The sequence below is a fragment of the Paenibacillus provencensis genome, from assembly GCF_042678545.1.
Classification (GTDB): domain Bacteria; phylum Bacillota; class Bacilli; order Paenibacillales; family Paenibacillaceae; genus Paenibacillus; species Paenibacillus provencensis.
This window is the reverse complement of record NZ_JBHTKX010000002.1, coordinates 307,569-321,949: the sequence shown is the minus strand read 5'-3', so window position 1 is coordinate 321,949 and position 14,381 is coordinate 307,569. Positions and strand designations below refer to the sequence as shown.

At 47.4% G+C, this 14,381-nt stretch carries 12 protein-coding genes and 1 pseudogene; 6 read left to right on the top strand and 7 right to left on the bottom strand.

Annotation, left to right across the window (positions count from 1 at the left end; genetic code table 11):
• Nucleotides 1–219: 219 nt before the first annotated feature.
• From ACFQ3J_RS17660 to ACFQ3J_RS17645, 4 genes are all read right to left on the bottom strand, one after another.
• On the bottom strand, nt 220–1,341 hold the full coding sequence (locus tag ACFQ3J_RS17660; protein ID WP_251582926.1) for a glycoside hydrolase family 88 protein: 1,122 nt from the start codon (nt 1,339–1,341) through the stop codon (nt 220–222).
• A gap of 32 nt (nt 1,342–1,373) precedes the next feature.
• Nucleotides 1,374–2,255: a carbohydrate ABC transporter permease gene (locus ACFQ3J_RS17655; protein WP_091160933.1), complete on the bottom strand. Its 882-nt coding sequence runs from the start codon at nt 2,253–2,255 to the stop codon at nt 1,374–1,376.
• Nucleotides 2,256–2,266: 11 nt separating this feature from the next.
• Entirely contained in the window at nt 2,267–3,190 is a 924-nt protein-coding gene (locus ACFQ3J_RS17650) for an ABC transporter permease (RefSeq protein WP_091160934.1), read from the bottom strand.
• 132 nt (nt 3,191–3,322) lie between these two features.
• On the bottom strand, nt 3,323–4,951 hold the full coding sequence (locus ACFQ3J_RS17645; protein WP_251582928.1) for an extracellular solute-binding protein: 1,629 nt from the start codon (nt 4,949–4,951) through the stop codon (nt 3,323–3,325).
• Nucleotides 4,952–5,229: 278 nt separating this feature from the next.
• Here ACFQ3J_RS17645 and ACFQ3J_RS17640 point away from each other — a divergent pair, with 278 nt between their 5' ends.
• Nucleotides 5,230–6,480 carry a DUF418 domain-containing protein gene (locus ACFQ3J_RS17640; RefSeq protein ID WP_251582930.1) on the top strand — a complete coding sequence of 417 codons (1,251 nt, stop codon included), beginning with the start codon at nt 5,230–5,232 and terminating at the stop codon, nt 6,478–6,480.
• Nucleotides 6,481–6,566: 86 nt separating this feature from the next.
• Nucleotides 6,567–8,123, top strand: coding sequence for an FAD-dependent oxidoreductase (locus ACFQ3J_RS17635; RefSeq protein WP_251582932.1), 1,557 nt, complete (start codon nt 6,567–6,569; stop codon nt 8,121–8,123).
• A 169-nt stretch (nt 8,124–8,292) separates the two neighbouring features.
• Here the strand turns inward: ACFQ3J_RS17635 and ACFQ3J_RS17630 are convergent, their stop codons facing one another.
• Nucleotides 8,293–8,673: a YrhK family protein gene (locus ACFQ3J_RS17630; protein WP_091160251.1), complete on the bottom strand. Its 381-nt coding sequence runs from the start codon at nt 8,671–8,673 to the stop codon at nt 8,293–8,295.
• A gap of 204 nt (nt 8,674–8,877) precedes the next feature.
• Here ACFQ3J_RS17630 and ACFQ3J_RS17625 point away from each other — a divergent pair, with 204 nt between their 5' ends.
• The 4 genes from ACFQ3J_RS17625 to ACFQ3J_RS17610 all read left to right on the top strand — a co-directional run bounded on the left by ACFQ3J_RS17625 (nt 8,878) and on the right by ACFQ3J_RS17610 (nt 12,113).
• Nucleotides 8,878–9,204, top strand: coding sequence for a PadR family transcriptional regulator (locus ACFQ3J_RS17625; RefSeq protein ID WP_091160249.1), 327 nt, complete (start codon nt 8,878–8,880; stop codon nt 9,202–9,204).
• Nucleotides 9,201–9,848: a DUF1700 domain-containing protein gene (locus ACFQ3J_RS17620; RefSeq protein WP_091160248.1), complete on the top strand. Its 648-nt coding sequence runs from the start codon at nt 9,201–9,203 to the stop codon at nt 9,846–9,848. Before ACFQ3J_RS17625 ends, ACFQ3J_RS17620 begins: the two co-directional genes overlap by 4 nt.
• Complete coding sequence (locus tag ACFQ3J_RS17615; RefSeq protein WP_251582934.1) at nt 9,849–10,808, top strand: DUF4097 family beta strand repeat-containing protein; 960 nt, start codon at nt 9,849–9,851, stop codon at nt 10,806–10,808. It begins immediately after the preceding gene.
• An 81-nt stretch (nt 10,809–10,889) separates the two neighbouring features.
• Nucleotides 10,890–12,113 carry an NAD(P)/FAD-dependent oxidoreductase gene (locus tag ACFQ3J_RS17610; RefSeq protein WP_091160245.1) on the top strand — a complete coding sequence of 408 codons (1,224 nt, stop codon included), beginning with the start codon at nt 10,890–10,892 and terminating at the stop codon, nt 12,111–12,113.
• Nucleotides 12,114–12,219: 106 nt separating this feature from the next.
• On the opposite strand, the pseudogene ACFQ3J_RS17605 reads toward ACFQ3J_RS17610, so the two are convergent.
• Nucleotides 12,220–13,013, bottom strand: a pseudogene (locus tag ACFQ3J_RS17605) (SDR family NAD(P)-dependent oxidoreductase).
• Nucleotides 13,014–13,129: 116 nt separating this feature from the next.
• A complete protein-coding gene (locus tag ACFQ3J_RS17600) occupies nt 13,130–14,161 on the bottom strand; it encodes a helix-turn-helix transcriptional regulator (RefSeq protein ID WP_251582936.1) in 1,032 nt (343 codons plus the stop codon).
• Between the last annotated feature and the right edge of the window lie 220 nt (nt 14,162–14,381).

Below are 14,381 nucleotides of genomic sequence, written 5' to 3'. Positions count from 1 at the left end.
CATCACCCTATTATTCGTTTTTTGTGAAGTTCCACTGACTGTGGATTACATTATAACGAAACAAGAGCAGGTACGGAATATACAATAATTACAATGCTATTAGCAAAACGTACAATCCTTGGAAACATGATTTAAAAAACATGAACGCAAACAGCCCGAAGGGCAGCAGTTATACTGTCCTTCGGGTCCTACACTATCTTGTGCTGTATATCAGCAATACTAGAATATGCGATGCTTCCATCCGTTCAGCTTGGCTGTCGCTTCGACGAAAAAATAATCTCCATAAATGAGCGATACGTTGACATTCTCATCCGCCGGACGGTTTCCTGTACCCTGCAGAAGCATTCCTTCATGGGCGCTGTTGTCCCACGTTCCGTAAGACTGATACAGCGAACCGAGAATACGTTCAGCAGCTGCAAGATATCCTCTCCCCTCTTGATCAGGAAGATGTCCTGCAAGATCGATGAGACCTGAAGCCGCACAGGCCCCTGCGGAGCTGTCCCTCGGAATACCACCTTCCTCCTCATCCGCTCTGAAGTCCCAGTAAGGAACCCCATCCTCCGGCAGATGAGCGATGAAGAAGTTGGCTACACGCTGTGCAGCGCGGAGATACGACTCATCTCCCGTATGAGTATAAGCATTTGTCATGCCGTACAGCGCCCATGCCGCTCCCCGGCTCCAGGCCGAATCCGGAGCTGCCCCTTGGCCGCCGATTGCATCTGCCCGCTCACCTGTCTCCGGATGAAACCGGACAATGTGATAAGCAGAGCCGTCGTCCCGGATGAAATGCCTGACTACCGTATCCGCATGCGCTTTGGCTACATGCATGAACCTTGGGTCCTGGCTCTCCTTCGCAGCCCAGAACAAGAGGGAGAGGTTCATTGCCGTATCGACGATAGACCATCCTGTCTTATCTGCTTTCCAAGCTCTGATAAAATTCCCCTTCAGGTTGAACCTCCCTGCGAGGAAATTGGCGGCAAACAATCCCCGCCTTGCTCCATCCTTGTCCCCCGTAATCGTGTGCTTGATGACCGCAGTCGGCAGAAACTGAAAGCCCACGTCATGATCATATCGGTTCTCCGTCAGGAACAGCTGCTCCATCCGTTCATCCCAGCTCCAGGCCGCATCCTTATACCGCTGTTCACCCGTCATATCATGCATAATCCACAGAATGCCCGGCCAGAAGCCGGACGTCCACCAGTCCAGCCTCGTATCATCATAGATGCCGTCACTCTGCGCCACATGAGGACATTTGTCAGCCATCCTGGGAAGCACCGCATCTACCTTTCTACAGATTTGTTCCCATACCGCCTGATTTGCGGCTGTTTGCAATTGCGCCATAAGCAATCCCTCCATTTTCCGAAGATTTGAAACTAGCCTTTAAGCGAACCTACCATGACGCCTTTGACGAAAAAGCGCTGCACAAATGGATACACACACAGAATGGGCACGGTTGCGACGATGATTGTGGCATATTTGATCGTTTCCCCGATCTGATAACGGTCTCCGGCTGAGGCTCCGGTGGACATGCTCTCTGTAGAGTTGGCAATCAGGATCTCCCTCAGCACCAGCTGGAGCGGAAACAGCTCCCGGCTCTTAATGAATACCGATGCATAGAACCAGCCGTTCCATTTGTCTACGGCATAATACAGAATCATAACCGCAATGACCGGCATGGACAGTGGAATGATAATCCGGAACAAAATGGTGAAGTGGTTGGCACCATCAATTTTGGCTGATTCCTCCAGACTGTCGGGTATGCCCATAAATGCCGTACGCATAATGATCAGGTTAAACGTGCTGATGCTGAACGGAATAATGGTAGACCACAGCGAATCCAGCAGTCCGACGCCCTTGACCACAAGATACAGGGGAATCAGGCCTCCACTGAAAAACATCGTAAACACGATCAGGAACATAAACACCTTGTTCCACATCACATTTTTGCGTGACAGCACGTACGCCCCAAGGGAGGTCATCAGCAGATTAACGCTGACTCCAACCACGAGGATGAACAGTGTATTCCGAAACCCCAGTCCTATACCTGGGTTAGCGAGAACACTTCGATAAGCATCCAGATTAAAGCCTAGCGGCCGCCACAAAATTCCGTCATTCTGAAGGAGCTTCGCTGCATCGCTGAATGAAGCAAACAGGACATAGAGCAAGGGATACAACGTCGCCGTAACCAGCAGCAGGAGGAACGTATAATTGACGAGATCAAAGATCCGGTCAAACCAGCCTGTTTCCTTTTTCATATCGCTTCACCTCACCATAGGCTGTTATTGCTGACTCTTCTGCTAATATAATTGGCTGTCACAAGCAGAACCAGATTAATGACAGAGTTGAACAAGCCAACCGCTGAGCTGTAGCTCCAGCCGAATTCCAAGAGTCCTTTCCGATAGACGAAGGAGGAGATGACATCTGCTGTCTCATAGGTCACCGGATTGTATAGCAGGATAATTTTTTCGAAGCCGACATTCAGGAGATTTCCCATCCGCAGGATGAGCATGATCGTGATCGTAGGCAGAATGCCGGGCAGGGTAATGTAGAACATCTGCTTCAGACGGTTCGCTCCGTCAATGCGTGCAGCTTCATACTGCTCTTGGTCAATGCTCGTAAGTGCCGCAATGTAGATGATGGATTCCCAGCCGATCCGCTGCCAAATCTCGGACAGAATGTAGATCGGCCTGAACAGCTCAGGCCTCTGGAGCATCGCCTGCCCATCGTAGCCAAGCCACATGAATAAATGGTTGATCAGACCATCCGCATTCGTAAAATCAGTAATAATTCCGCAGATGACGACCAGTGAAATAAAGTAAGGCATATACGTAATCGTCTGTACTACTCGCTTGAACCGCCGCTGTCGAACCTCGTTAATGAGCAGAGCAAGCAGTATGGGCATCGGAAATTCAAACAACAGGGAGTATAGGCTGATCAGAAGCGTGTTCTTTAGAATCCGCCAAAAGTAATAGCTGTCAAAAAAATCTATGAAATGCTTCATACCGACCCAATCGCTGCCAAGAATGCCTTTGATGGGTGTATAGTCTTTGAAAGCAATGACTGCGCCGTACATCGGCGTGTAATGAAAAATGAGATAATACGCGACGACCGGAAGCATCATGAGGTAGAGGTATTTATTCAACATGAAATCCCGGATAAACCGGCTTTTGAAAGATCGGGAATGGTTCATGGGGCGGTTATTTCACCTCATTCTTTGAGAGAATTCATCGGAGCGGACAGCTGTCCGCTCGGTTAGTCAGCCAACTATCGGTGAACTGCGTCAATATCAAAGCCATTCATACCAATGTCATCCTCGCAAGTGTTACCGGTTGTTGTAGCGCTCTAGTGCCGCCATTTGAATCTCGATTGCCCGATCCAGGTTCAGCTGCTTCATCTTGGCCACATAGCTCTCGAACTCGTCTACAGGATCGGTTCCGAGAATGATCTTAATAGTCATCTCGTCCACGAGTGTATTGATATCATTCATAATTGTCGCGTATTCGGAGCTCTCCTCCGAGTTTGGCGTAATCGGCGGCAGACTGTATTTCTCTGAATCCGTTTTATTCCAAATTTCTATAGCTTCACGCTGTGTCTCAAGAGCAAGATACTGCTCTATATAGCGCTTATCTTGGACAAAAGGACCGTTATAGTTGCTACGTGCATACATGGAGATGGCTTGAGCGGGTGCCAAATTGTCCGGGTTCTTCAAGAGCAATTCCGTAAACTGCGGGTATCCGTCTTCCGTCAGATTATAGCTGACGCCTTCCTTGCCGAAATTGAAGAACATGTGGCCCTCTTCACTGTATCCATAGTCCAGCAGCTTCACAGCCAGCTCGGGATTCTCGGACGTTGAGGTAATAGCAACAGTCCCCTCAGAAGAATACGCCTGATTCCGCTGTCCAAACATCGGCACCTCACCCTTGTTTAATACGGGATAAGGGGCAGCAGCAAGCACGGCGTCCGGATCATTTGCCTCAACGAGCGGCTGCCATTTCCCGATGCCTCCGCCTGTATTACCGACCGTTGCTCCCGTCTCGCCGGAAGCGATATTGCTGTCAATCGCTTTCAAATCTGTCGTCGCGATGTTCTTGTCGATCAATCCTTCTGTATACCAGCTGTTGAATAAACGCAGGTACTCCTTGAATCCCGGCTCTGCCGGTCCAAATTTTACCTGTCCATCTACCTGATAGAAGCCTCTCGTGACGCCGAATGCACCGAGAAATGCGCCATTTCCCGAGTCATTAAAGAACCTCGGCTTACTGACAACCGAGAACGGAGCAGCAGCACCCTTCTGTTCTTTAAAAGCACGCAGCGTCGTTGTCCATTCGTCAATCGTCTCTGGAACAGGAAGGCCCAGCTCATCGAGCCAATCCTTGCGAATGATGGGCCCTTGGAATACACGCAGATATTCGTCCTCTCTAATGAACGGAAAGGCATAATAGCTGCCGTTGTCCGTCTTCACCATCTTGTCGATCTCCGGATGCTCCGAGAGGAACTTTTTCAAATTGGGTGCGTACTTGTCAATCAGATCATTCAGCTCGATAATATAGCCGTCTTTGATCGCCTTCTCTGGTCCACCGGGAAAGCCTAGGAAATTGTACTCGATCATGTCTGGCAGATCCCCGGAGGCAAGCATGACATTGAGCGCCTCTTGAGCCTGTCCGGATGGGGGCGCAGTATAGGACAGCGGAACTCCGGTTACCTTTTGCCACTCCTGAAAAAAAGGAACTTCGTCGTGTGTAGCCTTGACTCCAACCAAGTTGCCTGGGAGCTCGGCCCAGTAGGATAATGTCACGTCGGTTTCAATTGGATAGGTTGTCTCTTCCGTGACCACCGGAGCTTCTTGTTCTCCTTCATTTGGTTCTTCAGCACTCCCTCCATTTCCAGTACAGCCGATCAATAGCGATGACATCATCGCCGTAACAAGAGTAGATGCAAACCAACGTTTCATGTACCAGACCCCCACTTCAGATTGAATTGAATTGCTGTAGTGACAGGTTAAAGGATGGCCGCCAGGAAGCGATATGTGCAAATCATCAAATGAGGTGTTTATTTTGTTCAATTGAACTGACAATTTCGCAATTGCAATAGACAAAAACGAAAAAAACGCCTTCTGATAACAGCTTCAAAAGGTATTTTTACGATAAAGATAGAGCCTAAACTCCGCTTCCATGCTATATTTTCAAACATATTCATAATTTACATATTTACAGTCAAAAGGAGATTTTAATGAACAACCAAAAATTTTCACCTCAACGGGGAGGCGCATATAAAGGACGTCAGCCTGTGATTGACGCTATCCGCGGCTTCAGCCTGCTGGGAATACTGCTGTCCAACATGCCCTTATTTATGTATGGCCTCGACGCCACCACTACTTCCGAAATCTATCCATTTAACCAAACGATGTTTAATGTACTTGAAGTGCTTATCATCGGAAGCTTCTACCCGATCTTTCTATTCCTGTTCGGATATGGAACACAACAGCTTGTGTATAAGCTCACGACCGCAAAAGATATCCCCCAATCCAGCCTAATACAGCAAGGCTGGATCGCTAATGATCGGCCAAAGGCTACACTGCGTCGGCGCTTTCTCATGCTCTCTCTGCTGGGTGTACTGCATTTCATTCTGGTATGGGACGGAGATATTCTCCTTAGCTACGGTGTTCTAGGGTTCGTGCTTCTCCTATTCATCAATCAAAAAACAAAGACCTTGATCACTTGGACCATTGTGCTGGGTGTATTAATGCTGTCCATATATACGGAGTACACTGGAAGCACGCCCGAATCCCTAGCGGAATCTCAAAATTACTATGAGCAGGCACAGATGTCCCTGGGTAATGGGATTTACCTTGAGGTTATCGAATTTAGACTCCTGGGTTCTCTAATGGAGGGTATACCGGGATATGCCTTACTTATTTTAGCACCCGTCACTTTTCTAATTTACCTGCCTCTCGCGCTGCTCGGTATGATTGCTGCAAGGCATGGCTGGTTTATTAACCCGGAGAGCAAACGCGGAACTTATATTAAATACGCTGCGATTCTTGGAATCATCGGCTTCGTGCTTAATCTCGCAGGTGTGCTGATGAAGGAGAGCGGGATATCATTCGGTTATTCCCTGATTATAAATGGCGGACCTCTTCTGGCCTTTGGATACATCTTTCTATTTGCCTATCTTTACACACGCACGAGCGAAACCGGAAAGATGAAACAAGCCTTTACCGCCGTTGGTAAGCTGTCTTTAACGAACTATCTGCTGCACAGCATGATCTGCACCTTTATTTTCTATGGATACGGAATAGGCTTATTCGGTCAGCTGGGTCTTGTTGCTGGAACCCTTCTTGCCCTCGCCATTTACATGCTGACAGCGGCGCTCAGCTATCTGTATCTGCAGCGATTCCATAATGGGCCGGTCGAATGGCTGCTTCGCAAAATTACCTATCGTTCTCCTAAATCTTCTTCTAAGCGGAATGTTTCTGGCTAAGACGCGTTTCTATCAGGTGCCGGGTGGTAATAATTGAGAAATCGGAACATATTATGCCCGTACTTGAATAGGAGGATTTGAACCATATGAATGACAAGAATCAGGAATTTACTGCGGCAGAGCTGCCGAAGAGCCGGGAATCTTTATGGCGCGGAACGGTCTCTTTGCCTTCATTTGAACGATTATCTGAGAACCTCGAAACAGAAGTAACCGTCATTGGTGCCGGAATGACCGGTATTACAACCGCTTATCTTCTCGCCAAGGAAGGCTATAAAGTTGTCTTGATTGAGGCAGGCTCGATTCTGGATGGAACGACAGGCCACACAACGGCTAAGATCACCTCTCAGCACAACCTGATCTATCACGAGCTGATTCAGCATTTCGGCCATGAACAGGCTAGACTGTATTATGAAGCCAACGAGGAAGCACTGCGATTCATTCGAAGCGTAATCACCGAAAAAGAAATTGACTGTCAGCTGACGGAAGAGGACGCTTATGTCTATATTCAGTCTGAGGACGATCTAAAGAAGCTGAAGAATGAATATGACGCCTATCAGCAGCTGGCTATTCCGGGTGTGTGGCATGACAAACTGCCGATCCCGGTGCCGGCCGTAGCAGGGATAAGTGTACCAAATCAGGCACAATTCCATCCTCTGTCTTATCTTAAGAAGCTGGTTGAAGAGCTGGTTCATCTCGGCGTTAAAATCTATGAAAAAACGACAGCTGCTGACCTCAAAGAGGAAGATAACAAGGTAACCGTCATGCTGGAAAGAGGCAGCCATCACATTACAAGTGAGCATGTGGTCGTAGCCAGTCATTTTCCGTTCCATGATCCGCGAATGTACTTTGCCCGTATGCATGCAGAGCGCTCCTACGCCATTGCGATCGAGCCGGAAACTGAGTTTGAAGGCGGTATGTATGTCAGCTATGACAAGCCGGAGCGCTCTGTCCGCTCAGCTCTATATAATGGCAAGAAGCTGCTCGTCATTGGCGGCGAGAACCATAAGACTGGCCAAGGCATTAGCACTCATCAGCATTTTGAGGAGCTGGTTCATTTCGCCGGGCAGCATTTTGGTGTGAAAAAGGTGCATTTCCGCTGGTCTGCACAGGATCTTGTCACTATCGACAAGATGCCGTTTATCGGACCTATTGGCGGTGGGTACGAAAGGGTGCTGGTCGCCACCGGCTTCCGTAAATGGGGAATGACAACGAGTACCGTTGCAGGCAGACTTCTCACTGATCTTATCGTGGGCAGGCACAATCCTTATTCAGAATTGTACGATCCAGGGCGGTTCAAGGCCGACCCTTCGATTAAAAATGCCGCAAAGGATAATCTGGATGTAGCGAAGCATCTCATCACAGGCAAGCTGGGTCTTGTCCACACGAAGATTGAGGATATTCAGCCTGGTGAAGGAGCTGTGGTGAGACATGACGGTAAGCGTGCCGGAGCCTATAAGGACAAGTCTGGAACGCTGCATCTCGTCGATACGACCTGCACTCATTTGGGCTGTGAGGTGGAATGGAACTCGGGCGAATCCTCCTGGGACTGCCCTTGTCACGGCTCACGCTATGCCTATGACGGCTCCGTCCTTGAAGGGCCTGCAGTCGAACCATTGCCCAAGCTTGATGCACATCAGTCATAGAGAGTTACGACACCCATGCCACGTTACTTGCGTTCGAAGCTGTCTCATAAGCATGGCCAATAAGAAATCGACAAAATGTAAATAGACCGCCTTATGCTGCTTATCCAGTCAGCTTAAGGCGGTCTTTGATTTGCCCACACATGTGTTAACCCCCATTTTCAACAGATGTTTAGTGCATGATGTGGTTCTTCTCCTGATCTCTATTTTCATCAATGTAATCCCATTTTTTGAGTTTAAGCATGTATGACATTCGAATAAGTGCACGGACCAGCATTTGAATACTCCCTAGAATAAATAGACAGGTGCCAATCAGTTTGACTTCCGGATAGAACAAGCAAAAGCTGCCGGCCAGAAACAGCAGCGATGTCGCTATCTCGCTAATCATATGGGCTATTTCATAACGATTGCGGATTTGTAGTCTTTTTTTAGATCGGAGTGATCTTCTACGATAGAAATGGAGACCCATCCTTCTTTTCTTAGAGTGTTTTTTCTTGGAATAGTCTTGCTTATGCTGGTTTGGCTCACTTGCCTCTTGATTCTTGTTGTTCATGTACGATCCTCTCCTTCTCTGCTTTCCTTACCCGCGGAGAGGAGTTTCAAACGCCTGCATGTCTGCATGAATATCACTATCTTGCATTATTCAGTACTGAGTGTTAATATTTACCTGTTCACTACTATATAATAAACAGTACTAATCTAAATTTAGTAATTATGTGTAATTAAACGTTTGGCAAGAAAGGAGACCCGAATCTGATTGAATGTGAATATCCAATTTAAAAAGGGTGCGTTAGAGCTGTGCGTCCTTGTACTGATTCACCGTAAAGACCGATATGGATATGAGCTGGCTCAAGCCGTGTCCAGACATATTGAGATTGCCGAAGGTGCTTTGTATCCCTTGCTTCGCCGATTAGTAGCAGACGGGTACTGCACCACCTATTTGCGTGAATCTAACGAGGGACCTCCGCGTAAATATTACAGATTAACGGATTCTGGACTTGCTTATATGCTGAAATTGGAGCTTGAATGGAATCTATTTGTATCAAGTGTGACCAATCTACTTAAGGAAGGATATAGCGAATGAACAGACGTATGTTTATGACTGCTCTGGAACGCGAGCTTAGGCTGCTTGACGAAGGTGAACGCATGGAGTTGTTAAGTGATTACGAGCAGCATTTTGATATGGGCTTGGCTGAAGGCAAGACGGAAGAAGACATTTCAAGAGAGCTTGGTCATCCGAGAGAGCTTGCACTAGAAGCCCTCGGTGATCGGTATGTTTCCCCAGCACAGGGGCCAGCTTCACCTCAAATTACTTACAACAATGCCTATGGTGCATCTAATAATTCAGGTATGCCATTCGCAGCCAGTATGCCCTATATGACAGAATCGAGATCAAGCCACCGTGCTTTCCGCAGCTTTTTCTCTGCGATCGGCATGTTCTTTCTGAATCTCATCTTTGCCCTGCCGGTATTTGCAACCATATGGTCCGTGTGGCTGGCTATTGCCGCTACTTCGGCCGCTGGCGTACTGGCTCCATTTCTTGCCCTGGCCGATTTTATGTTCCAAGAGAAGCGTGTGATCTGGGCAGAAGCGTCTGTCAGTATCACCATGCTCGGAATTGGCATCCTGCTCGGTATCTTCTCGCTGTGGGCTGCCAAGAAGCTTGGAGTACTTACTCGCAGCTATGTAAGATGGAATTTCAAAGTGGTGAAAGGAAGGGACCAATAGATGAAGAACTGGATAAGATTTGCGATTGCCTGCATTGCTGTCGGCGTTGTCGGCATGTCCATATTTGGATTTGAATTTGGAGATGACCGGATTGCGTATGAGAAACAGTTTGCGTTTTCTAAAGCAGGCACCCATTCCCTTGTCATGCGAACTGACAGCAGTACGAATATCCAATTTGTACCGAGTGAGGATGAACAAATTTCAGTATTATTCAAAGGTAAATGGCACCAGGATGCCATAAATCGAATCGAACAGACAGCTCTGGAAGGCAGCACGCTTACGATTGATACGTCAGCGAAGGATTCCTTTCAATTTCTATCATTTAATTTGGATTTCTCAGACAATCGCATTGAGGTTCGGATTCCTTCAGACAAAACGCTCGATGAACTTGTGCTGGATAATATATCAAGCAATAACGACATTACCGGGGTTCAGGCAAGGCATGTTTCTATTTCATCAACCTCAGGTGATTTCAACCTCGAGGATGTTCAAGCCAATCAGCTTACAGTAAATCTATCATCAGGCAATCTGGATATGAAGGATGTAACAGCCAAGGACAGTGCAAGCTTCGATATGATCTCTGGAGAAATTGAGCTTGAGAACCTCACTTCAAGCAGAATTGCAGTGAAGCTCCAATCAGGTAGTATAGAGGCGGCTGGAATTCAAGGCCAGCTAGAGGTTAAGTCCACTTCCGGTGACATCGAAATTGAAGATTTGCACGGAGACGCCAGCATTGAAGTACAGTCCGGGAATGTGGAAGTCAGTCAATCCGTGAGAGGGAATCTAGATATCCGGGCCGTATCAGGCGATGTGGATGTTATAGCAGCACATGATTTTGCCGGATTTTATGATGTTCAAGCCGTATCTGGAAGTGTTCATGCACCTGAATCACCAAGAACCGGAACAGAGCTGATTAAAGTGCGTACTACTTCCGGAAATATTCAAATCGAACAGCCGTAAGCTTCAAGTGACTTGCATTGAGGTGCTGCAAAAAATCCATACTATATGAACCAACTTCATGAATCAAGGGAGAGACTAGATATGGATTTGCAAAGCGGTAAATTATTCTGGCCCACAACCGTCAGCAATCCTCCGGTTTACCCGCCTCTAGCAGAGGATATTCAGTGTGACGTACTCGTTATCGGAGCAGGTATTTCAGGATCTCTGTGTGCCTATCATCTTGCTGAGCGGGGATTAAAGGTGGCCGTCGTAGATAAACGCAGGATCGGTGAAGGCAGTACGAGCGCCAATACAGCCGTTATCCAGCTATCGGGTGAGAAGAGCTTCGTTACATTGGCCAACCACTTTGGTGAACAGATCATCTCAAGACATATACACCTATGCTGGCAAGCGCTGAATGAGCTGGAAGACATTTGTACGAAGCTGCCGATCAATGCACAGTTTGTTCGCAGAGACAGCCTGTATTACGCTTCCTTCACAGAAGATATTCCCTCCATTCATAAGGAGTACGACTTCCTGAGCAGGCTTGGCCTTCAAGTCGAGTTATGGAATGAGGAACAGATCAGAGCTGTATATCCTTTCCGGAAACCAGCAGCGCTGTATAGCTACAACGAGGCTGAGCTGAACCCGCTCCAATTCGTATATGGATTACTTGAGAAGGTGAAGTCTTTGGGCGGTTCCATTTACGGTGAGACTGAAATTACGGGAAGAAGAAAGGATATTAAGGATGCTGTCTTCTATACCGCTGCTCCTCGTCGGCACCAGATCAAGGCAGAGCATGTCATTATCGCTGCAGGTAATGAGAATCGTGATTTCCAATCGGAGAAGAATGCCGTTATGGTCAGCTCCTACGCTGTGATCACCAAGCCGGTGCCTGACCTCTCCAGCTGGTATAAGCGTACATTAATCTGGGAAACCGCACGTCCTTATGTCTATCTGCGGACAACACCGGATCATCGCGTCATCATTGGCGGAATGGACAAAGATACTACCATCCCTGAGGCTAGAGATAGCAAAATCATGCGGAGCCGGGACAAGTTGATGGAGGCATTTCACAAGCTGTTTCCGGATATCCCGGCAGAGCCCGAATATTGGCTTGGCGGCTTCTTGAGTGTAACGCATGACGGTCTTCCCATGGTTGGCCAGTATGAAGCGTATCCACACTGTCACATGGTGATGGCCTACGGAGATAACGCCATCGTATATAATGCGGTCCTGTCCAGAATACTGGCCGATGTCATTACCGAAGGCTCTAGCCCTGACCTCAGCATCTATCTGAACACCAGACCACTTTCGCAGAAATAACCCTTATACAAAATAAACAGGCGGCAGCCATCACAAGAAGTACACGATAGCTGCAACCTGTTTATTTGAACTAATCTTCCACAGAAATATATAATTACAGACTACATTAAAAAATAGTCGGCACCATCCCCCATCCATACGGATAGGAGAGCCTTTAAATGCGGAAGCAAAAGGACTGCTGATAAATGCAGCTAGTCTGCCAATTTCCATCGGTCTGATGAATCGCTGAATCTCCGATTGAGGCAGGGTTGATGCCATAAATTGTTTCTCCTTTTCCGAGAAAGTCATATTATCGTCAGCATAAATCCCCTCAATGATCTGCTGTACATGTTCCGATAATGTCGGTCCCGGCATAATTGTATTGACTGTCACTTCGGTGCCTGCCGTTAATTTGGACAGACTTTTCGATAGAGACAGCAGCATCGATTTGGTCATGCAATACTGTGGCATTCGACCTGAGGGCATCACTGCCTCCTCACTCGCAATAAAGATCATGCGGCCAAATTCGTTTTTCAGCATTTTAGGTAAATAAAATTTAGACAGGCCGTTTGCTGCAAGTACATTGGTACGAAAGTATTTTTCCCAAGTTGCATCGTCTACGTCCTCATATGGCATGATTTCATAGATTCCCACATTGTTAACCAGGATATCCACATGTGGATATTTCTCATACAGAGCCTCTATCTGTTTAGCATCTACAATATCGGCAGTGGCATTTTGAGGAGAAGTTGTTGGAAATTGCGACCGAACTTCATTTACCGTCTGTTCTACCTCTTCGTTATTTCTTCCATTGATGAGTACGTTCACGCCTTCTCTAGCAAGTTCAATAGCAATGGCCTTCCCTATACCCTTCGTTGATCCCGTAATTAAAGCTGTCTTATTGTGTAATCCCATATCCATAATGCATTTCCCCTAAGTTGTTGTTAGATAGACTAGCAAAACCATCGATGCGATAGGGATTATATTACCTTGTGAGGCTGATCATGTAACTGGCTCAGGACGTCAAATTTCTTGCATTACACGCCAAAAAACCTCTTCTTCCCATTACTTAGATGTTCGGAACGCCAATGAGAAGGGGTATCTCCTTCCCATTGGCGGAAAGCACGGTAAAACGAATTCTGGTCCTCGTAGCCAACCAAGAAAGCCACTTCTTTGATCTCAAGCGAGGGATCGGCCAGATATGCCCTTGCCTGCTCATGTCTCGTTTGCGTTAATAGCCCCTTAAAGCTCGTACCTTCATCAGTCAGCCTGCGCTGAAGTGTTCGTTCGCTCATATTAAGCTCCTTCGCCACAGTCTGCATGTCAGGATGCCCCCCCATAAGGCTCCGTTTCATCATCCATTTCACCGTCTCGGTAATCGAACGGTTATGCAGCTCCTCATCCAGCGTTCGATCCATCACCGGGGTCAGAATTTCAAGCAGCTCTTCGTTATATGATATAAAAGGAAGATCCAAGTCCTGTCGCCACATTGTAATCCGGTTTCTGTCTCTACCTACCCGGACAGGACATCCGAAATAAGCTTCCAATGTCTGCACATTACCCATGGGATTCACAAATTCAACACAGCGTGCTGTCAATTCACGCCCTGTTCCCCGGCGCCCCAGCTCCAGAAGGTATGCGAGCGTTATACCAACCAATACCGGTGGACCAAGCTCGTCCGTATGCTGCCACTCCAGCTCGACAATACAGTCCTCGCCTGCCTCGGTAACACGCAGGCCTTCAGGAGGACACATTTGTTTGTACCTAGCCATTCTGTAAAGAGCATCGCGATAATCGTGAGCATGGTATGTCGCCAAGACAGCCGGTGGATATTGTGTGGTTTCAAAGGCTTGAGCAAGTCCGATGATACTTCCGGCAATATCGCCTGCAAGATCTGAATAAGACTGCCAGATTGCATAGTACTCGCTAGTGGTGACTTTCGGCTCACTGATGACTGTAAGCGGCAGTCGTGCTTTGCGAGCTACGTCCAGAGGATCGATTCCTAACTGTTGGAGTCCGGACCAGAATCCCGAAGGAAATTTAATACGCGCAGATGTTTGCGATGTCATACACTTGCCTCCTTTTATTACTGGTGATTGAGCTGACTCCTGATGACTTGGCTCGCATTGAAAAAGTAAGCCCCAAAAATGAGGTCCATGGCACCCGTTATATGACCGAATTTGGTGAATCAACTTAACGGCTAAGACGAATCCTTTTAAAAAAGACACAAAATCGTCACTTATGAGGCTGGCAGTGTGTCATATATCATAATCTTTATGTTCAATTTAT

What these genes read in the sequence shown, in the direction of transcription:
- ACFQ3J_RS17615 (WP_251582934.1), top strand. Translation starts at nt 9,849, where the DNA reads ATGAAGAACTGGATAAGATTTGCGATTGCCTGCATTGCTGTCGGCGTT.
- ACFQ3J_RS17660 (WP_251582926.1), bottom strand. Translation starts at nt 1,341, where the DNA reads ATGGCGCAATTGCAAACAGCCGCAAATCAGGCGGTATGGGAACAAATC.
- ACFQ3J_RS17650 (WP_091160934.1), bottom strand. Translation starts at nt 3,190, where the DNA reads ATGAACCATTCCCGATCTTTCAAAAGCCGGTTTATCCGGGATTTCATG.
- ACFQ3J_RS17620 (WP_091160248.1), top strand. Translation starts at nt 9,201, where the DNA reads ATGAACAGACGTATGTTTATGACTGCTCTGGAACGCGAGCTTAGGCTG.
- ACFQ3J_RS17600 (WP_251582936.1), bottom strand. Translation starts at nt 14,161, where the DNA reads ATGACATCGCAAACATCTGCGCGTATTAAATTTCCTTCGGGATTCTGG.
- ACFQ3J_RS17635 (WP_251582932.1), top strand. Translation starts at nt 6,567, where the DNA reads ATGAATGACAAGAATCAGGAATTTACTGCGGCAGAGCTGCCGAAGAGC.
- ACFQ3J_RS17640 (WP_251582930.1), top strand. Translation starts at nt 5,230, where the DNA reads ATGAACAACCAAAAATTTTCACCTCAACGGGGAGGCGCATATAAAGGA.
- ACFQ3J_RS17655 (WP_091160933.1), bottom strand. Translation starts at nt 2,255, where the DNA reads ATGAAAAAGGAAACAGGCTGGTTTGACCGGATCTTTGATCTCGTCAAT.
- ACFQ3J_RS17630 (WP_091160251.1), bottom strand. Translation starts at nt 8,673, where the DNA reads ATGAACAACAAGAATCAAGAGGCAAGTGAGCCAAACCAGCATAAGCAA.
- ACFQ3J_RS17610 (WP_091160245.1), top strand. Translation starts at nt 10,890, where the DNA reads ATGGATTTGCAAAGCGGTAAATTATTCTGGCCCACAACCGTCAGCAAT.
- ACFQ3J_RS17645 (WP_251582928.1), bottom strand. Translation starts at nt 4,951, where the DNA reads ATGAAACGTTGGTTTGCATCTACTCTTGTTACGGCGATGATGTCATCG.